Here is a 19,920-nt window from a genome sequence, read left to right as displayed (position 1 = left end):
CAAGAGCTTTAAAAACAGCACAATACGGATCATGACATGTTCGTCTGAGCCGCACGTGCCGCAGAATCAGACAGAGTGTCATATTAGAATAGTGAACGGTAACAATTACGTTTCTATAACAGGAGTTGATATGACTTCAACGACACTGCCCCTCCGCTCGGGCCAACAATTCACCATTTCGCACGGCGACTACACGGCGGTAATCACCGAGCTCGGCGCGACCTTGCGCAAACTCACCTACCGCGGCAAGGACATGATCGCCTCATGGGACCCGGATAAGACGGTGCCATGCTCCAACGGGCAACTGCTCGTCCCCTTCCCCAACCGCATCGAAGACGGCGTGTATACCTTCGAAGGCAAGACCTACGAGCTGCCCATCGACGAACACGAAAAGCACAACGCCATCCACGGCTACGGCTACCGGGCCTTCTGGAACCTCGAAAGCCTTGAAGAGGACCGCGTGGCACTCACCTGGCGCACCGGCAACATGAAGGGCTATCCCTTCGATCTGCTGGTCCGCGCCATCTTCAGCTTAGGCGACGACGGTCTTACGCTCACCTTGTCCGCGACCAACAACGACAACGTCAATGCTCCTTGGGCTCTGGCCATCCATCCGTGGATCGCCAACGGCTTCGGCGGCTACGGCGACGAGATCGACGGGCAGAACGCACAGTGCAAGGTCACCATTCCGGCGCGCACGCACGTCACCGTCAACGAACGTCTGCTGCCGACCGGCACCGAGCCCGTGGACGGCACCAAGTTCGACCTGCGCACGCCTACCGCACTGACCGAGCAGCCTTTCGATGACGCGTGGACCGACGTGGAGCGCGACGCCGAGGGCAATACCTTCGCCACTTTGAGCCGTCCGGACGGGCTCACTGTGCATGCCGGCGGCGACAAGACCATCACCTCCTTCCAGATGTGCACCGGCACCGGCTTCGCGCCCGATAGCCACCCGGCCGGCGTCGCCATCGAGCCGCAGACCGCCTATGCCAACGCCTTCAACAGCGGTAAGGACCTGATTGCGATCAAGCCGGGCGAGACCAGCTCGACCAACCTCTATTTCAAGGCCGAACAGCGCTGAGCCAGCGTGACGAATACCGCAAGCCTCCGTTCAGTTCAGGGCGGGGACTTGTATGAAGTCGCAACAACGTGCGATAATACCTAAGGCTTATTCATAGAACTGCAAAGGAGTCCATCATGGGAATGCGCGGACGTAAGCGTAAGGACCGCCGCAAGAAGGCGGCCAACCACGGCAAAAGGCCAAATGCCTGAGTTCCGTTAGGTACGTAATTATTGATGCCTCGCCTAAGCGCGAGGCATTTTTCATATGCAGATAACGGAAAACGTCAAGTCGGGGTTATCGGCCAAAAGTGTTGTTGATAACCGGAGTTTGGCCTTGTGAGAGTATGTGTTTCGCGCTGTTTTTTCCGGTTGCGAAAAGCCGGATACAGCCGAATAAGGGTTTCACATCAACGCAGACGAAAACCCCGCGCCAAAAAGAATATTCACAAAAATCATTAAAACGATGCCGTAAATCGCGTTTATACGGCAGCGACGTCACCGCCGCAGGTCTCCTCAAGACAGCAACGGTCAAGCGTCGCCTGAAGCTTGTCAATCAGGCATTCCGGGGCAGCCGCCGGTCGCAAGAGCTCACGCAACTGCGCAATCAAGGCCTTCTCTCGCGCGTCACAGCAGGATTCCGGGTTGAAGCATTCGTCGTCAGAGAGATGATCGGCGCAACCATAGCTGGAAATCTCGATGTCGGTACGCGTGAGGCCATCGGAGTGCTGGCTTCTCACCACCACTCGGCTGGTACGCTCGATTCGTCCGTCCATCGATATTTCCTTTCGTGACATCTAATTAACTATTATTACTCATTTTGGCTGTTTTGGGGTTCGCGGATAGTGAAGATACGGGTTTCGTCTATTTCGCGGCCTGTTCGACCGCTTCTGAATCCTGCACAGCAGCCGGTTTTTGGGCCTTTTTTGCGGTTTTTGCCGACGTGTCCTTGCCGTAACCGCGCTGACGGGCATAGTCGGTCAGCTCATCTTTCAGCTGAGAGCGTGCGCGATTGAGCCGGCTCATCACGGTGCCGATCTTGATGCCCTGTTCGGCGGCGACCTGCTTGTAGGATTTGCCGTCGATGGCGGTGTCGATGAAGACCTGCCGACGCTCGGGCGACAGTGAATCCAACGCCTGCATGATCTCGGCGGGGGCGAACCCGTCCAGATATTCCTGTTCGGCGGATTTCAGTCCTTCCGAGGAATGGTCGGAAGCGGAGTAGATGTCCCAGTCGTCGTACTCCCCCGTGGAATCGTTGGCACGCTGGGGGCGGCGCTTGGCCTTCGCGTATTGGTTGAAGTAGGCGTTGCGTTCGATGGTGGTCATCCACGCCTCGAAATTGCTGCCGGGGCGGAAACTGTCGAACGCCTTGAACGCGCGCTCATAGGCATCCTGCACCAGATCCTGGGCGTCCTCCGGGTTATTCGTCAGTTTCATCGCCTGACGATAGAGCGCATCGACGGCAGGCATCGCCAGAGACTCGAAACGCGCACGCTTCTGGGCGGTCGTCTCGCGCTCCTGCTGCTTGGGCTGTGCCTGATCGGTTTGTGTCACGTTACTATTCTACGCATCGCCGTCGCCGCGGCCGACACGCGCTTTTGCCGCCATTTATTATGACATTGACGACACACATATACGGTTTTGCCGACATGACCAGCCATAAACCGATTCCGGCGATATTACAGATTTGGGCGAAAGGCGGACCATCACGAAGGGGAAGCAATGCCCGTCAACTCAAAAGTAATACAATGTCGGAATCGGAACGCACAATATGGTTATGACAACAATGAAGAACAACGCGGACGCGGACAACGCGGCGATCATGCTCGATGCCATAGCGCTTGCCCCGACGCAGGATGACGACACGACGCTGAAAGAGGCGTGGCTGCTTGGTTTCGACACCGAGACCACCGGCACCGGTTCCACCGACGCCATCGTCTCGGCCTCGCTGGTTTTGCGCGATCCGGCGAAAGGCTACGCCGGTGACGTTGTGGCGGAATGGGTCGTCAATCCGCATCGGCACATCAGCGAGGGCGCAAGCCGGGTCAACGGGTTCACCGACGAATTCCTTGAGGCCAACGGAGCGGAACCCAGTGATGCCATCGCCGCCATCGCCGCCATCGTCACCGCGGCACTTGCCAAACGCATCCCGCTTTTGGCCTACAACGCGCCGTTCGACGTGCGTATGCTGGCCGGCGACCTCAAACGCTGGAAGCTCAAGGCACTGCCGGACGAGCTTCTGGTGGTCGATCCGTTGGTCATCGACCGCGAGATCTCGCACCGTCACGGCAAGCGCACACTGACCTATACCACCGAATATTACGGCGTGGAGCCGCACGGCGACTTCCACGACGCCACCGCCGACACCACCGCGGCCGTCGACCTCATCAGGCCCATGTCCACGCTCTACCCGCAGGTCGGCAACCTGAGGCTCGGTGACCTGATGGACTGGCAGCGCACGGCGCACAAGAAGTGGAAGGACTCGTTCAACGAGTGGATGCAGTCCCGTGGCCGCCGACCCATCACCGATAACTGGTTGTAAGCACGCCGTAAGCCTGTAACCCAGCCCATAAACCCGCACGAAAGATGTTCGCATCGTCGCTTTCGTACGGGTTTCCTATTGGGAAAGCCACGCGAGACGCATCATAATGCCGACACGGCGCAACCGTCAACGCAGGCCGCAGGACCACGCGAAACCACATGTCGGGTTTGCCGGAACACACCATGGAACCGCCATGATGTGTAAGTTCCATTCGATTGTGGCGTCTATCCCCTGTTTTCACGCGCCCGATGCGCTAGCCTTATGGTTGGCAAGAAAGGTTTGATATGGCTCTGAGTGTGGCAACCGCGGTTGAATTGCTCGACAAGCATCATCTCCTCCGCGAGATCATCCAAGGCAGGACATGGTCGCGCAACCCCGCTCGTTTCGCCGGCGCCGACGAGGAGTTGACCTCGATCACCTACGACACCCGGCAGGTGCAGGCCGGAACGCTCTTATGCTGCAAGGGCCGTTTCAAGGCCGAGTATCTTTCCGGCTGCGACGAGCGTGGGCTCAAGGCCTACGTTTCGGAAACGGATTTCAGTGCGGATTGCGATGCCGTCGGCATCATCGTCACCGACAGCCGCAAGGCGATGAGCCTGCTCTCCGCGCAATTCTACGGGCGTCCGCAAGATGAACTCGCGCTCATCGGCATCACCGGAACCAAAGGCAAAACGACCACCGCCTACTTCGTTCAGGCGATTTTGAACGCCGCCAGCGACGGGAAGGCCGCCCTGTTTTCGTCCGTCGACAACTGCCTTGACGGCCATACCTACGTCGCCTCCGCGCTCACGACGCCGGAATCGATGGACGCCTTCCGGATGATGCGGCAGGCGGTCGACAACGGGATGCGCTACCTGGTGATGGAAGTCTCGTCCCAGGCCTACAAAGTCGATCGCGTCTATGGGCTCACCTTCGACGTCGGTGCGTTTCTGAACATCTCGCCGGACCATATCAGCCCGATCGAGCATCCCACATTCGAAGACTATCTGTATTGCAAACGTCAAATCACCGCCAACAGCAAGGCGCTGGTGCTGGGTGCCGATTGCGACCACGCCGACCTCATCGAAGAGGACGCCGCCGCCGCCCATGTTCCCGTCACCACTTTTGCGCTGCACAACGAAGGTCGCGGCAATGGCACGAAGGCGGATACCGTTGCGTGGCCGGCGGACAAGGATCACACAGCGTTCCATATCGACGTGGCGGGAACGGATATGCCGGCTGAAAGCCGCACGGATACGGACGCCCCACGTTCCACCGCGAACCCGCAAAACCAAAGAGCCGACGCCACCGATTTGCCGGACGGATCCGACATCTACAAGCTCGACATGGACGGCGACTTCAACTATGCCAACGCCGCCGCCGCACTCACCATCGCACGAATCGCCGGGGCGAATATTGGCTACCGGTCGATCTCGCACGCCCTCGAAAACGTACGCATTTCAGGTCGTATGGAACAGTTCAAGGACTCGCACGGGCCCAATATCGCCATCGTCGACTACGCGCATAATTTCGCCAGCGTCTCGGCGCTGATCGACTTCGTCATCGAACGATACGGCGCGAAATCGCCGCGCATCACGCTGGTCAGCGGCTCCGCGGGCGGCAAGGCCGTGGACCGTCGGCAGGAGATCATCGAGGCCGCGCAACACCGCGTCGATAGCATCATCATCACCACCGACGACCCGGACCGGGAGCGTGCCGAGGATATCTGCGAGACGATGCAATCCGCGGTCACCGACCCCGATGTGCAAGCAAGCATCGTCGTCGACCGGCAGAAGGCCGTCGAGACTGCCATCGCCGAGGCTCGGGCACACGACGGTTTCGACGTAATACTTATTGTCGGCAAGGGCGAGGAACAATGGCTCAAAGTGGACGGCAGGCACGCGCCCTACGAAGGCGATACCTATATCGTCACCCGGCTGTTCAGCTGAGTCGCCGTCATCCGTCGTCCGTCATTGGTGGCCGTCATCCGTTTCCACCGTTTTCGCAATATTCAAGAGGTAAGCTAACACCATGAAGCAATTTCAACCGGTCCTTTTAGGCAGCGATATCAACGCCTACGGCATGGCCCGCGCCTTTCACGAGGCGTACGGCATCGTCTCTACGGCCTTCGCGCACTTCCAGCTCGCACCCACACGATTCAGCAAGATCGTCGACGTGCATATCGTCGAGGGCTTCGGTGAGATCGAGACCTTCCGCAAGATGCTGATCGACTACGCGAAGACGATGAAGTCCAGCCGGCCGGACACGACGCTGCTGCTCATCCCCTGCGGCGACCTGTACGCGAACCTCCTGAGCCACAGCAGCGCGGAGTTGGCGCCCTACTACGTCTTCAACACGCTTGACCCGGCGCTCAATCGTCAGCTCAGTTACAAGAACACGTTCTACGAGACCTGCGAGCGCTACGGCCTGCCGTACCCCAAGACCAAGGTCATCACCGAAGAGAGCGCGGCGCGCGGCGAATACAAGAGCCTGCCGTTCGACTTCCCCGTCGCCATGAAACCGGCCGATTCCGCCGCCTGGCTCGACATCGACTTTCCCGGGCGCAAGAAGGCGTTCGTCATCGAAACGCCGGAAGAGCTGGACAAGCTCATCAACCTCTCGTATGACGCCGGCTACCACGCCGAAATGATCCTGCAGGACTTCATCCCCGGCGACGACAGCCACATGCGCGTGCTCAACGCCTACGTCGACCGCCACCACCGCGTGCGCATGATGTTCCTGGGCCATCCGCTGCTCGAGGACCCCACCCCGGAGGCCGTGGGCAACTACGCGGCCATCATCCCCGACTACAACGAGGAGATATGCCTGAAAATCAAGGCGTTCCTCGAGGACATCGGCTATGAGGGCGTCGCCAATTTCGACATGAAATACGACGACCGCGACCAGACCTACAAGCTCTTCGAAATCAACCTGCGCCAGGGCCGTTCCAGCTATTTCGTGACGCTCAATGGTTATAATCTCGCCCGCTATTTCGTCGAGGACCTGGTCGAGGACTCCGCATTCGACGGCAAGACCGTCATCGGCCATGGCAGTAAGCTCTGGATGGAGATTCCACGTTCGATCTTCCGCGACTACGTGGTCGAGGGCGAAGACAAGCGGCGCGGCATGCAGATGGTCGCCAAGGGCGATTGGGGTACGACGCTGGAATACCGCAAGGACATGAATCCCATGCGCTGGCTGCTGATCCGGCATGCGTTCTCGATCTACAAGAAGCGGTACGCGCAGTACTTCAAGCAGAAGGCGGATCTCAAGTAGCCGGTTGAGGCGAGGCCGCGAATGCGGGTTGGTGGCATGAAGCGGTATCCTTGGGGCTTGCTGGTATTGTAATTTTCACAGACGGAGACGGACAAGATGAGACGACCATTCTTTGCGGTTATCGGCGGCATGGGCACGTTGGCGACCGAATCGTATATCCGGCTGATCGACAAGATGAGCAACGCCACCACCGACCAGGACTTCCTCGACTATGTGGTCTTCAACGACGCCTCAGTGCCCGACCGCACGGCGTTCATGCTGGGCGACAGCGGCGACGACCCCTTCCCCGTCATCGCCGACGACATCGCCAAGGCGACGGCCATCGGCGCCAGCTTCATCACCATCCCCTGCAACACCGCGCACTTCATGCTCCCGCGCTTCCAGGAGCTCACCGACGTGCCGATCATGAACATGCTCGCCGGGGCCGTCGAACGCATGAAGCGCGACTTGCCGGTGGCGACGCACCCGCGCGTGGGCTTCATGGGCACCGAGGGATCACGTCATTCTGGGCTTTACCAACGCGAGATCGAAGCGGCCGGCTACAGCTTCATCGAACCGGACGACAATCTGCAGAAGCGCATCGATTCGCTCATCTACGACGACGTGAAAAGCGGCGGGCCGCTGAGCCTGAAGCGCTACCGCACGGTCATCGACACGTTCCTCGACAAGTCGCTTTCAGCACCTTACCGTTGCGATATCGTGGTGCTGGGCTGCACCGAACTCTCGGTGCTCAACGAGGCATTCCCTCTGCCCGGGCTGCCGATCATCGACGCCCAGACCATACTGGCCGAAGACACGGTCGCCCGTGCCAAGGCGCTTAGGGCTCAGCAGCAGTAACTATCAAATCCGGTTTCGACGCGACATCTTTAAGGCGCGGAACCCGGTCGTTTGCTGTGATATAAGCGGTGTACGAAACAGGAAACAGAACGTGGAGCAAGCGTTGAACAACGCAGCCGCCCCACGTACCAATTGCTCAGACCAGAATGCCCTTGTCCATGAATTCCTGCACGTCTGGTTGCAGTTTCTCGTATTTGCGCTTGGTCTCCTCAAAGTCGACGAAGAAAAGCTTGTACCAGGTCAGGAACGTGAAGATGTTCCAGATCTGGCGGCGCGCGTCGATCCTGCCGTCAAAGTTGTCCTGCAGGAGCCGGAGTATCTTCTCCTGGTCGAAGAATGACGCCACCCAGTCCTCGCCGAAGAGCGCACGCACCTGGGCGCAGTACTTCTCCTCGCGCAGCCACGCCTTGATCGGCGTCGGGAAGCCGAGCTTCGGCCGCTTCGACCACTCCTCGGGCAGATGCCGGTTGGCGGCCTTGCGGAAGATGTCCTTGGAGTTGTTGCTGTTCAAGAGCTTCGAGGAGGGGATGGTCTGCGCCAGCTCGGCCACCTTGCGGTCGAGGTAGGGCACGCGCAGCTCGAGCGAATGCGCCATCGAGATCTTGTCGGCCTTCTGCAGGATGTCGCTGAACATGAAGTGCTTCAGGTCGATGTACTGAATCTGCTTGAGCTCCTCGGCATCCGCCACCTTGTCGAAGTCGGCCTGGTAGAGGCCGTTGACCGTCAGATCGTTGCGGTACTCCGGCTGCAGCACCGCGTTGGCCTGCGTTGAGGTGAAGATCGTCGGCTGGGCCATGTCGTAGCCGACGGACTGGCCGGCATAGTACTCGCGCGGATGCGCCGCCTGCGTGTAGATCTGGGTGCGTCCGGGGAAGTTCGGCATCTTCTTGACCGTGTTGGCCACGATGCGCCGCATGCCGTCGGGCAGCTTGTGGATGTCGGCCGCGAAGTCCCAGATCGCACGGCTCTTGGTGTGCACGCCGTAGTTCATATACCCGGCGAACAGCTCGTCCGCCCCCTCGCCCGAAAGCACCACGGTCACCTTCTTGCGCGCCAGGCGGCAGAGGTACCACAGCGGGATCACGGAGGGATTCGCGTCCGGCTCGTCCAGATGGTATTGCATCTCGGCGAAGTCCTCGAACGCCTCGTCGGCCTTCACGCTGTACTGGTTGAAGTGCAGCCCCTCGTGGTCAGCGAGCTCACGAGCCTTGCCCGCCTCGTCGAACGGCCCTTCGTCGAAGTTGACGCTGAAGACCTCGTTGGGCTTCAGGATGGTGGTCACATAGCTGGAATCGACGCCCTCGGAGAGGAACGCTCCGACCTTCACGTCGGCGACGCGATGCGCCTCGACGGATTCGGTCACTTCCCTGTCGATGGCGTCGATGGTCTCCTCGTCGCTGCGCCGGTAGTCGACGTGGCGGTAATCGGCATCCCAGAATTCATGGGTGCTCATCTTCCCGTCGCGATATTCGAACCAATGCCCGGCAGGGAAACGATAGACTCCCTTGAAGAAGGTCTCGTCAAGATCGTTGTACTGGTTCATCAAAAACGGTTTGAGCGCACGTTCGTTGAGTTCCTTCTTGAAGTGCGGATGCACCAGGAACGACTTGATCTCCGAGCCGACGATAAAGGTGCCGTCTTCATTATAGTAATACAAAGGTTTGATGCCGAAGAAGTCGCGGGCGCCGAACATGGTCTTCTTGTTGTCGTCCCAGATCAGGAACGCGAACATGCCGCGGACACGTCCCAGCAGCCCGTCCATGCCCCATTGTTCGTAGCCGTGCAGCAGCACTTCGGTGTCGGCCTTGGTACGGAACGTGTGCCCGGCGGCGACAAGGTCCTCCCGCAGGCTTTTAAAATTGTAGATCTCGCCGTTGAAGGTGATGAGCACCGATTCGTCCTCGTTAAAGATCGGCTGCCTGCCGCCCGCCAGATCGATGACGCTCAGACGCCGGAAGCCCATTGCGGCGGTGTCGTTCGTGTAATACCCACTGCCCTTGACGTTCGGACCACGATGCTGGATCATCTTCATCATCGACTGGATCGTATAATCCTTGTCGATGATGTCTTTATCACAGAACGCGACGATACCGCACATGCAATCTCCTTCAAATCCGTTTGTCCGTAACGACCACCGCATTGCAGTTATCGAGTCGTCTTCTATCAGGATAGTAGACTAGCGTTATTTCACGACCAATTCCTGTGCATAGTTCGTGCAGAAAAATCGGCAGACGCTTCCGGCAAATCTTGCGACATGTCTAGTTATTGTCTAGTTGTTGGCGAGTTTCTGGCTCACGACCGCGGTGACGCCGTCGGAGCGCATCGTCACCCCGTAGAGCGCATCGGCGATGGCCATCGTGCGCTGCTGGTGGGTGATGATGATGAGCTGGGCGTGCCGGCGCAGGTCGTTGAACGCGTTGATCAGACGGGTGAGGTTGATGTCGTCGAGGGCGGCCTCCACCTCGTCCATCACGTAGAACGGGCTCGGTCGGGCGGTGAAGATGGCGAAGAGCAATGCCAAAGCCGTCAACGAGCGTTCGCCGCCGGAGAGCAGGCTCAGCTGTTTGACACGCTTGCCCGCGGGGCTGGCCTCGACGATGACACCGGTGGTGAGCAGATCGTCCGGGTTCTCCAGGCGCAGACGACCCGTACCACCCGGGAAGAGCGTCGCAAACACCTTTTCGAATGCTGCGGCCGTATCGTCGAAGGCATTCTTGAACACCTCGATCATCGTGTGGTCGAGATCCTTGATAAGCTTCAAGAGGTCGTCACGGCTCTTGGCGACGTCGTTGCGCTGGTCGTTCAGGTACTGGTTGCGCGTCTCGAGGGCGTCGAATTCCTCGGCGGCCAGCGGATTGATCTTGCCCAGCGCCTTCAGGTCGCGTTCGGCCTTGTGCAAGCGTTTCTCCTGCTCGGCACGCACATACGGCACCATCTGGTAATGGTCGGCATCGATGGGTACGCCCTCGCCTGAATCGTGCTGAACATCGTTTTCAGACGTATCGTCATCCGAATCTTGCCGTACGTCGACGTCGGAACCATTCTTTGCATGATCTGCTGCGTCGGCAGCGTCAATGCCATTAGTTGAAGCGGACGTCGATTCGCCATTTTCGGCAGCAGCGCCATCCTCTCCGTCACCGTTGTCAAGCGGAATCGGACGGCCTTCGTCATCAAGCACCGGAACCAGCTTGTCGGGGCCATATTCGTCGACCAATGCCTCAAGATCCATGCCCAGCGTGTCGGAAACCTTTTGCTCGATCTGTCCATATTGGGCGGCCAGACGTTCACGGTTCACGTCCAGCTCGTGCTCGCGCTGCTGCAAGGCGGCGACCTTCGGCTCGGCCTCGTCACGCTGCGCGCGCAATTGCTTCAACTCAGCGTCATGGCTCGAGGCAGCTTTCGAAAGTTCATCGCGTTTGGCGACCACGGTTTTCAGTACGGTGGCGACCAACGCGGCCATGCCCCGCGCATCCGCCGCAATCTGCCGGTCGCGGGCCTGCTGGTGTTCACGCTTCTCATTGAGCGCCTTCATCTTCGCACGCCTGGTCACGGCCTCGCTCGCCTGGTCGTGCAGCAGACCGGCCTGACGAGCCAGCGAATCGGCCTTGCGGTTGGCGTCGTTGAACGTGATCTTGGCCGACACTTCCTGCTCACGCGCCTTGTCGAGCGTGGTCTCGAGCTCATGGACGCGCCTGTCCAGATCGTCGAAGTCCTCGTTTTCCGCATCGGTGTGCTCGGCGGTGTCAAGCGCCTGGCTCAAATCCTCGAGTTTGAGCTGGTGAGTCTGGCAATCCTCATCAGTCTGTTTGATTTTCTCGTCAAGTCCGGCAAGTTGCCGCGTCAGCTGCTTGACCCGTTGTTCGACGTTTTGAAGGTTCTTGCGTGCCTGATCGGCCTTTACCTTGGCCTGAATACGCTGCTGCGATTGGCGGTCGACTTCAAGCCGGGCCTTGTCGAGAACCTCTTTCGCGGCCTCGATCTTCGGCCCGATCGCCGCTGCTTCCTCTTTGAGCTTTTCGGCCTCCGCGGCCGCCTTGTCACGTCTCGCGGCCAACGAAAGGTCACTCTGCGAACGCAAGGAACCGCCGATGGCGCCCACGGCGTTGACCACCTCACCGGACTTGGTGACCGCCTGGCTGAACCGTTCGCGGTTGCCTTCCACTGCCTGAAATGCGGTTTCGATATCAGGTACCGCGGCGACGTCATCAAGCAGCAGGCGAACGGCACGAACGACGTTGGCGGCGAAATCACGGTCGTTGGCGGTGTCATTGACGCTTACCAAAGCAGCAGCACAACGGACCGGATATTGACCGTCCTGCGTATTGTCGCCTTCACCCTGCCTGTCGCTATCATCGCCATCCGAACGTTCAATCGGATGCAATACAACCGCCTGCCCCAGCTTGTCGACGCTTGCCCGATGCAGGGCCTGAACCATGTTGGACTTACCGGGCACCACGATGGCGCTGGCAAATTGGTCGAGCGCATGGGCGATGGCTTCTTCCCACCCATCCTCCACATGGATGAAGTCGGCAAGCCGGCCCAACGCCGCTACGGCATCGTCCTGCTCCAACTCACCGGAAGCATTGCGGCTTTCCAAGGTCTCGTTCAGTGCATCGGCCTTGGCCTTGAGCGCTGTCACCTTGGCGTTCGCCGCCCGCAGCTGCTCCTGCAGAGCGTCAAGCTCCTCCTGTCGCTGTTGCATCGCGGTTTTCGCCGCTTCGAGATCCGCGGCGCTGTCTTCTTCCCCGGCATTCTCGGTTTCCGCCTCAAACGCATCACGCTGGGCAGTGGCATCGTTACGCTGTTTGGCGAGGGATTCACGTTGCCCCTTAAAGTCCTTGGCACGGCTTTGCGCCAGTTCAATGGCCGATTCCTCACGCGTCTTGAGCTCGCGCAGATTGGCAACCTTCGAAGTGTGTTCCTGCGCCGCTTTGCGCAGTTGCGTCAAGGTCTGACGGGCCGCAGCGAGCTGCTTTTCATCGCCCGCACGCGATTCAGTCGCTTTGTCATAGGCGATGCGCATGTCGGAAACGCTCTTTTTCTGGGCTTCGGCCTGTTCGTCCAATTCCTTGGCACGGGACTCGAGAATGTCCGGATCTTCGCCGAAGTTCGTAATCATCTGACCGGCGAGGGAACGCGCACGCTCGTCGGCAAGCGAGGCCAGCGAACGGAACCGCTCCTCGATGCTCGAGAGCTCATGCCATGTCTCGTTGATCTTCTCCATGGCCGGGCTGGACTCGGAACTCAGCGACTCGATCTGCTCGATATGCACCTTGACTTTGGCCAGATCGCGTTGGGCGGTTTCCAGCTCTCGGCGCACGTCACCCAAGTCGTTGCGCAGTCTGGCGCGGCTTTCCATGGATTTCTGGGCATCTTCGGCGAAAATCCTCGATTGCGCATCACGCAAGGAAATCTGGATGCTGGCCGCACGCCGCGAAATCTTGGCCTGCCGTCCCAGCGGTCCCAGCTGCCGGCGAATCTCGTGCAGCAGATCGTCGGTGCGGGCAAGGTTCGCCTCGGTGTTCTTGAGCTTGCGTATCGCGCGTTCCTTGCGCTTGCGGTGCTTCAGGATGCCGGCGGCTTCTTCGATGAAGGCGCGGTGACCGGCGGGGTCGGCTTTCAAAATCTCGTCAAGCCTACCCTGACCGACGATGACGTGCATCTGTTGGCCCAAGCCGGTGTCGCTTAAGAGTTCCTGGATGTCGAGAAGACGGCAAGGTGAACCGTTGATGGCGTATTCGCTGCCGCCGTTGCGATAGATGGTGCGGCTGATGGTGACTTCCGTGTAGTCGATATCAAGCGTGCCGTCGGTGTTGTCGATAGTCAGACTCACCTGCGCACGGCCCAGCGGCGGACGCGAGGAGGTACCGGCGAAAATCACGTCTTCCATCGAAGTGCCGCGCAGGTTCTTAACACCCTGCTCCCCCATGACCCACGTCAGCGCGTCGACGATGTTGGATTTGCCGGACCCGTTGGGGCCGACGACGGCGGTGATACCAGGCTCGAATCGCAGGGTGGTCGCGGAGGCGAAGGACTTGAAGCCCCTGAGCGTCAGTTCCTTGAGATACATAAGACCTTCGCCTTCCTGCGTTTTGCCCTGTCGTTCGTAGTCAATCCAAATATTATTGTATCCATGTGTATACCGCATTCCCGGCAAGCGGTATCGCCGACGATACGACATGGCAGATGACGGGCGTACCGAAGGCGCCGAAACCCATCACGCTGCCGCCGACCGTATCGTCAACTGTCACTTTTTACTTGCTTGCTTCCGTGCTCCACGGAATTAAGTGACATTTACCGCGTCTATTTGTCACTTTTTACGTGGATGGAGCCAGCAAGCACGTAAAAAGTGACAAATAAACGGCAAAGGGGTCGCCCGGAGCCATTCTTACAAGGCCTTTGTACCCAAAGAGGCGTTCGGTTAGCGTCGTCACGCCCCGAGAGATGTTCGCTGTTACTTGTCGTCACCGTTCTGCTTGCGCCGAAGCTGCTCGGCGGTGGTGCCGGGCTCGCTCTCGCCTTCGAAGGGAACCTGACGCACTCCAAAATCGCCGAACGTGTCTCCGAAGACCTCGGAGACGATGTCCTCGTCCTTCTTGGCGGATGCGGCATCATCGGAGTCCTTCGGCTTACCGACCACGCGCTGGGCCTTGGGCAGTGCCAGCTCGGGGTTCTTCTTCTCGGCCAGCAGCGTGCGGGCGTCGCCGGCGGTGACGAAGCTGCCGCAGATGAGCACGCCGTGGCCGTAGCCGACACCCAGCTCATCATCGGCGTCGACCATGTTGACGGCCTCCTGGATGGCGTCGGGCAGGTTATCGATGCGGGTGACGCGGTCGCGGCCGAACACGCCCACGGCGATTTTCTCAAGTTCCTCGGCGGGCATCACACGGTCTCGCCACGAGTTCTCGGTGACGATGATCTGGCTCAGAATCGGCTCCAGCGTGCCGAGGTATTCCTCGACCTGCTTGTCCTCCATCATCGCGACCACGCCGACCAGCTGCTCGAAGCTGTAGTTCTCCTCAAGGGCCGCACGCAACGATTCGGCGGCGTTGACGTTGTGCCCGCCGTCGATGATGATGGTCGGCGAGGTGCGCACCTGTTCGATGCGTCCGGGAATCTTCACCCCGCCCAGCGCCTCGGCCACCACATCCTGTGTGAGCTGGCCGGCCACGGGGATGACCGTTTCGGCGGCCGCGAGCGCCGCCAAAGCGTTGTGCGCCTGATGCTCGCCGAACTTGGCGACCGGAATGTCCTCGTAGGTGCCGTTCGGGGTGCGCAGCGTGACCACCTGACCGCCGACCGCGGGCTGGCGCGAAACGACCTCCATCTCTTCGCCATCGCGGATCAGCGTGGCGTGCTGCTTGACTGCGGCCTGTTCCAGGATGGGCATGACCTCGGCCTCGTGAGGCTGCGCGCCGATGATGGCGGTGGATTCGTGCTTGATGATGCCGGCCTTCTCCGTGGCGATCTTCGCGGGGGTGTCGCCCAGCCACTGCATGTGGTCCATGTCGACCGGGCCGATGACCGCAGCATCGCCGTTGAGGGCGTTGGTGGCGTCCCAACGCCCGCCCATGCCGACCTCGAAGACGGCCACATCGACCGGGGCGTCGGCGAACTTCCAGACGGCCATCGCCGTCAGGATCTCGAAATAGCTCATCGGAGCCTTGCCGTCGGCCTTCATCTTCTGGTCGACCAGGGCGACGAAGTCCTTGATCTGCATCCACGTGTCGATGAAGTCGTCGTCCGAAAGCTGCTGGCCGTCCACGGCGATGCGCTCGTTGATCTTCTGCAGGTGCGGCGAGGTGAAAAGACCGGTGCGCATGCCGTAGGCGCGGCAGATGGCTTCGGCCATGCGGGCGGTGGAGCCTTTGCCGTTGGTACCGGTGATATGGATGATACGGAACGTGTCTTCCGGGTGGCCCAAGAGGTCGAGCATCAGATCCATCACCTCGAGATCATGGCCCAGCTGTTCGTGGGTGGTCCGCCGGCTCATGATCTCGCGCTCGACCTCGCGAATGGTGACCCCGTTGGTTTTCGGATGCTCGAATGACATAAGACCTCGTTTTGGCTTGATACCCTTGAAAAATAGACATCACCATTGTATGAAAGAGCATATCCAGCTACGCTGCGCGGAAAAAACAACCAAGGCGTCGCCATTTTATTCCGAGGCATCGGTCAAGTTCCGTAAGGCACTGCAAAAAAATCAGAGAAAAATCCTCTATTCTGGTCATATTTCGACTTGATGAACCATGCAGCACCCTTATAGTGCAAGTTATTCATGGTGTCCCGGCGATGCAGCCGGACACCACCGACAACGCAAAGGAGGCCGTTGACGTGAAGCAGACACATCCACAGGAACGCCGCAACACGCGTTCAGCCATGTCAACGAATTCGCATCGCACGCCCTCACCGTGCGATTCCCTCGACACCGTGTACAGGGGACGTTTCCCTGTTCCGCCGCTCTCCTCCGATGGCAACAAAGGAGTATGATGACAACCAATATCGACACAAATCAGACTGGAATCCGTGCAAGCCACGACATCGACCAACGCACCGGGGCGGTGATCGATTCGGTGCCAGATCCGCACAACGGGCCGTCAATCATCAAAATACGCGTGCTCAAAGAGTGCGAGTTCCTTGAAATCTATTGGGACGAATACGTCGATGAGGCCGAAGCAATCAATCCCGACAATTTCACCCTCACCAACGGCGACACTGTCGTCACCCTTAAAGCCAAGCCCGAGCAAGGCGTCACGGACACCCTGTTTTTCGACCGGGACAATAAGGAGATCGGCGCGACCAGCGGCAACTGCATGCGCAACCTGGACCCGAATCTGCACCTGTCAAGTATCGCGTACAGCGGCACGATCGATCCGGATCAGCAGCTGACGTTACAAGTCAGAGGACACGCCATCGCCGACGAGAAGGGCAGACACGCGCCCGACGCCATATATCGCCATATCCCCGTGCTCTCGTTCTATACCAAACGCATGCAATCACACGCGGGCATCCCCGTGGTGGCCGACGACACGGTGGCAGACACCACCATGCACATGGCCATCGAGCAGATCGACACCGAACTGGGCAAGCCAGGCACCGGGATAGTCGAGGCGATGATCGAATCCAACAACGTCTTCGCCATCTATGGCATGCATGAAAACGTCTACATGCTCCCGGAACAGCGCTGCAACTTCTCCAAGGACATGTACGACGTCGAGGGGCTCGGCGGGGTACCGACGCGCGACGGTTGGATAGCCTCCATCTCCGAGAAAAACATCCTGCGCATCCTCAACAGCCCCAATCCCGAGGAAAACACCCATTACCGCAACGAAAACATCCTCATCCACGAATTCGGCCATTCGATCCTGATCGGCGGCATCCAGCAGATGCACGACCTCACCCTCCGCAACATCTACTATCGCGCCTACGCGCATGCACGGTCCGAGGGACTGTGGGCCCACACCTACGCGATCCAGGATTCCGACGAGTTCTTCGCCACCATGGCCACCGTCTGGTTCAACGTCTGCGCCGAGCCTCGCGACGGCATCAACGACGGCGTGCGAGGCGCGGTGAACGTCCGCTCGGAACTCAAGGAATACGACCCTATGACCTACGACGCCATGGCCAGGATATTTCCGGATTCCGCGCTGCCCGCACCTTGGGACCGGCCCTCGCCGAACGAGCACGGGCTGGAGCTGCAGCTGACGGAAAAACCGAACATCATCGCCCGAACCTGCGAACACAACGATCTGGGACACGACATCTTCCAAATCACCTCCGACCGCTTCGACGATATCGGCGACCTCTACTACATTCATCCGGGCTACACCGCCCGAGGTGGCGGCATCATCCTCTCGGCCCTGTGGGGCACGTACAACAGCATGGACGACACTTCCAGCGCATGGACCATAACCCGCAACGACAACGGCACGCTGAGTTTCGCGACCGTGCCTTCAGGCGGCTGGGGCGGTCTGGGACTCACCGCGAACGAGGACGGCAGCGTCAGCATCGAAGGGCACGCCGCCAACAGGCACGATTCCGCGCAGCAGTGGCGCTTCCGGCCCGACAGTCACGCGGACAACCCCTACGACGGTTTCCTGGTCAGCGAGCGATACGGCAAGACGCTGGGCACACCGGCGCAACCGTATGAATGCAGCCTGCTGACTCTCAACGGCGAAGATTCGACGACGCCGGGAACGATGACCTGGAGGCTGCGCAACCTCACCCAATCACGCAAGGCAGCCGACGGAAAGGAGATGCCGGACCTGTATATGCCCGTCATCGACAGACGTCGATGACGGCACTGGCCTGAAGACGATCCGTTCGGGAATATCCACGATACGAAAACAACGGCTCCACGACTGTATAATCCAGTATGATAATGCAGAAACGAGGAAAAGGAGCATCGTTGAGGGTGGTTGTAACCGAAAAGGACAAGGAATACGAAGCAGCGGAAATGGCGCAGGCGCCAGGAGCGGACCAACCGATGGAAGACAGGACCAACAACCGGACGCTTCGGCCGACCACATCCAAGGCGTTCGGCGAGTTCATGAAGACCGGCTGGGACAACCAGGAGCCGGACATCGAGCCGCTGGAGTCCAGCAAGTTCATCGGCGCGCGCCTCAAGGCGCTGGGCAAGCGCTTCGAAGGCGAGCGCATCGTCATCCCCGCCGGCCAGCCCAAGACGCGCAACAACGACGACGACTACGCCTTCCGCCCCAACACCGAGTTCTCCTATTACACCGGGCTTGGCCAGGACTACGAGGCCGGGGCGGTGCTCGTCCTGAACCCCGTCGACCCCGAGTCGCCCGAAGCGAAAGCCGGCGAGACCCACACCCCCGAGCTCTTCGTGGCCCCCCGCGCCGACAACAGCACCGAGGCCTACTACGCCGACGCGCATTACGGCGAGTACTGGGTCGGACCGCGCGCGGGCTTGAAGGAGCTCCACGCGATGACCGGCATCCCCACCCACGACATCGCCCAGCTGCCCGACGCTCTGGGCAAGGACGTCGGAGCCGAGGCCGGAGCCGTGCGCATGCGCGTCATCCGCCTGGCCGACCCCCAGATGACCGCCGAGGTCGAGAACGTGCGCGAGGCCAACGGCTTCCCCGACCCCGCCGCCAACGAAAAGGCCGACAACGAACTGCAGGAGTTCGCCTCGACCGCTCGTATGGAAAAGGACTCGTACGAGGTCGGCGAGATCCGCAAGGCCGTCGCCGCCACCAAGCATGGCTTCGACCGCATCCTCTCCCGGATTCCCGAAGCCGTGGGCAAGCCGCGCAGCGAGCGTATGCTGGAAGGCGAGTTCAACGCCGTCTCTCGCGAGGAAGGCAACACCGTCGGCTACAGCACAATCGTGGCTTCCGGCGAGCACGCGCCCATCCTGCACTGGATGCGCAACACAGGCGTCGTAGGCCATGGCGAACTGGTGCTCATCGATGCAGGCATCGAAGTCGAGAGCCTCTACACCGCCGACATCACCCGCACCTTCCCGGTGGACGGCAAGTTCACCCCGTTGCAGAAGAAGATCTACCAGGCCGTGCTCGATAGCCAGCAGGCCGGTTTCGAGGCCGCCAAGCCGGGTGCCACCTATTCCGACATCCACCACGCCTGCATGCGCGTCATCGCGCAGAAGCTGCACGACTGGGGCATCCTCAAAGTCGACGTGGAGGAATCGCTTTCGCCTCAAGGCCAGCAGCACCGCCGTTGGCTCGCCTGCGGCGTGGCTCATCACCTCGGCCTCGACGTGCACGATTGCGCGCAGGCCCGTTACGAGTCCTACCAGGGCGCGAAGATCACGCCGGGCATGGTCTTCACCATCGAGCCGGGCCTCTACTTCGCCAAGAACGATCTGCTGATCCCCGCGGAGATGCGCGGCATCGGCGTGCGTATCGAGGACGACGTCTTGATGACCGCCAACGGCCCCGAGTGGATTTCCAAGGACATCCCCAAGCAGATCGACGATGTAGAAGAGTGGATGGCGCAGCGCGCGGCAGCCAGAAAGTAATTCTCCGGGAAAAGCTGCGTTCTCATCGTGTGTGGGGCGGGCAGATATACAACGCTTCGGCACCCTTTGGCTGAGCCGTTAAGCATGAAGCCCTGTGGGCTTCGCGTAGGCGAAGTGAGCGCGAAGTATCGAGCGCGAAGGCAAAATCTATTGATTTTGCAGGCCAAGCTTACGCCCCACATCGCATATCTGCCCGCCCCACACACTACTTTTG

Annotated in this window: 13 protein-coding genes; 7 read left to right on the top strand and 6 right to left on the bottom strand. The window is 59.9% G+C overall.

Annotation, left to right across the window (positions count from 1 at the left end):
- Positions 1-130: 130 nt before the first annotated feature.
- A complete protein-coding gene (locus tag OZX71_RS02760) occupies positions 131-1,084 on the top strand; it encodes an aldose 1-epimerase family protein (RefSeq protein ID WP_277160420.1) in 954 nt (317 codons plus the stop codon).
- A 460-nt stretch (positions 1,085-1,544) separates the two neighbouring features.
- Here the strand turns inward: OZX71_RS02760 and OZX71_RS02755 are convergent, their stop codons facing one another.
- Both OZX71_RS02755 and OZX71_RS02750 read right to left on the bottom strand, forming a co-directional pair.
- Entirely contained in the window at positions 1,545-1,838 is a 294-nt protein-coding gene (locus OZX71_RS02755) for a hypothetical protein (protein WP_277160419.1), read from the bottom strand.
- Positions 1,839-1,926: 88 nt separating this feature from the next.
- The gene (locus OZX71_RS02750; protein WP_277160639.1) at positions 1,927-2,535 is read right to left on the bottom strand and encodes a sigma-70 family RNA polymerase sigma factor; all 609 of its coding nucleotides are present in this window, start codon (positions 2,533-2,535) and stop codon (positions 1,927-1,929) included.
- 307 nt (positions 2,536-2,842) lie between these two features.
- Here OZX71_RS02750 and OZX71_RS02745 point away from each other — a divergent pair, with 307 nt between their 5' ends.
- From OZX71_RS02745 to OZX71_RS02730, 4 genes are all read left to right on the top strand, one after another.
- The gene (locus tag OZX71_RS02745) at positions 2,843-3,607 is read left to right on the top strand and encodes an exonuclease domain-containing protein (RefSeq protein ID WP_277160418.1); all 765 of its coding nucleotides are present in this window, start codon (positions 2,843-2,845) and stop codon (positions 3,605-3,607) included.
- Between the two features lie 284 nt (positions 3,608-3,891).
- Positions 3,892-5,535 carry a UDP-N-acetylmuramoyl-L-alanyl-D-glutamate--2,6-diaminopimelate ligase gene (locus OZX71_RS02740; RefSeq protein ID WP_277160417.1) on the top strand — a complete coding sequence of 548 codons (1,644 nt, stop codon included), beginning with the start codon at positions 3,892-3,894 and terminating at the stop codon, positions 5,533-5,535.
- A gap of 82 nt (positions 5,536-5,617) precedes the next feature.
- On the top strand, positions 5,618-6,862 hold the full coding sequence (locus tag OZX71_RS02735) for a carboxylate--amine ligase (RefSeq protein ID WP_277160416.1): 1,245 nt from the start codon (positions 5,618-5,620) through the stop codon (positions 6,860-6,862).
- 96 nt (positions 6,863-6,958) lie between these two features.
- Positions 6,959-7,699, top strand: a complete 741-nt coding sequence (locus OZX71_RS02730) for an amino acid racemase (protein WP_277160415.1) — start codon at positions 6,959-6,961, stop codon at positions 7,697-7,699.
- Between the two features lie 136 nt (positions 7,700-7,835).
- Here OZX71_RS02730 and asnB read toward each other — a convergent pair whose 3' ends face one another.
- The 4 genes from asnB to OZX71_RS02710 all read right to left on the bottom strand — a co-directional run bounded on the left by asnB (position 7,836) and on the right by OZX71_RS02710 (position 15,752).
- A complete protein-coding gene (gene asnB, locus OZX71_RS02725) occupies positions 7,836-9,797 on the bottom strand; it encodes an asparagine synthase (glutamine-hydrolyzing) (protein ID WP_277160414.1) in 1,962 nt (653 codons plus the stop codon).
- Positions 9,798-9,968: 171 nt separating this feature from the next.
- Positions 9,969-13,769 carry an AAA family ATPase gene (locus OZX71_RS02720; protein ID WP_277160413.1) on the bottom strand — a complete coding sequence of 1,267 codons (3,801 nt, stop codon included), beginning with the start codon at positions 13,767-13,769 and terminating at the stop codon, positions 9,969-9,971.
- A 52-nt stretch (positions 13,770-13,821) separates the two neighbouring features.
- Positions 13,822-13,950, bottom strand: coding sequence for a hypothetical protein (locus tag OZX71_RS02715; protein WP_277147315.1), 129 nt, complete (start codon positions 13,948-13,950; stop codon positions 13,822-13,824).
- Positions 13,951-14,153: 203 nt separating this feature from the next.
- Positions 14,154-15,752, bottom strand: coding sequence for a folylpolyglutamate synthase/dihydrofolate synthase family protein (locus tag OZX71_RS02710; RefSeq protein ID WP_277160412.1), 1,599 nt, complete (start codon positions 15,750-15,752; stop codon positions 14,154-14,156).
- A gap of 433 nt (positions 15,753-16,185) precedes the next feature.
- Between OZX71_RS02710 and OZX71_RS02705 the strand changes: the two genes are divergently transcribed.
- Together OZX71_RS02705 and OZX71_RS02700 are read left to right on the top strand one after the other, a co-directional pair.
- A complete protein-coding gene (locus OZX71_RS02705) occupies positions 16,186-17,997 on the top strand; it encodes a hypothetical protein (RefSeq protein WP_277147318.1) in 1,812 nt (603 codons plus the stop codon).
- Between the two features lie 110 nt (positions 17,998-18,107).
- On the top strand, positions 18,108-19,706 hold the full coding sequence (locus tag OZX71_RS02700) for an aminopeptidase P family protein (RefSeq protein ID WP_277147320.1): 1,599 nt from the start codon (positions 18,108-18,110) through the stop codon (positions 19,704-19,706).
- Positions 19,707-19,920 lie beyond the last annotated feature (214 nt).

The organism is Bifidobacterium sp. ESL0764 (assembly GCF_029395515.1).
In the GTDB taxonomy this organism is placed as follows: domain Bacteria; phylum Actinomycetota; class Actinomycetes; order Actinomycetales; family Bifidobacteriaceae; genus Bifidobacterium.
Note: the sequence above shows the minus strand (reverse complement) of the source record. Positions and strands in the feature narration are given on the sequence as shown.

Coding starts and splice junctions, on each gene's coding strand:
- OZX71_RS02730 (WP_277160415.1), top strand. CDS start 6,959: ATGAGACGACCATTCTTTGCGGTTATCGGCGGCATGGGCACGTTGGCG.
- OZX71_RS02735 (WP_277160416.1), top strand. CDS start 5,618: ATGAAGCAATTTCAACCGGTCCTTTTAGGCAGCGATATCAACGCCTAC.
- OZX71_RS02750 (WP_277160639.1), bottom strand. CDS start 2,535: ATGCCTGCCGTCGATGCGCTCTATCGTCAGGCGATGAAACTGACGAAT.
- OZX71_RS02720 (WP_277160413.1), bottom strand. CDS start 13,769: ATGTATCTCAAGGAACTGACGCTCAGGGGCTTCAAGTCCTTCGCCTCC.
- OZX71_RS02755 (WP_277160419.1), bottom strand. CDS start 1,838: ATGGACGGACGAATCGAGCGTACCAGCCGAGTGGTGGTGAGAAGCCAG.
- OZX71_RS02705 (WP_277147318.1), top strand. CDS start 16,186: ATGATGACAACCAATATCGACACAAATCAGACTGGAATCCGTGCAAGC.
- asnB (WP_277160414.1), bottom strand. CDS start 9,797: ATGTGCGGTATCGTCGCGTTCTGTGATAAAGACATCATCGACAAGGAT.
- OZX71_RS02710 (WP_277160412.1), bottom strand. CDS start 15,752: ATGTCATTCGAGCATCCGAAAACCAACGGGGTCACCATTCGCGAGGTC.
- OZX71_RS02745 (WP_277160418.1), top strand. CDS start 2,843: ATGACAACAATGAAGAACAACGCGGACGCGGACAACGCGGCGATCATG.
- OZX71_RS02760 (WP_277160420.1), top strand. CDS start 131: ATGACTTCAACGACACTGCCCCTCCGCTCGGGCCAACAATTCACCATT.
- OZX71_RS02740 (WP_277160417.1), top strand. CDS start 3,892: ATGGCTCTGAGTGTGGCAACCGCGGTTGAATTGCTCGACAAGCATCAT.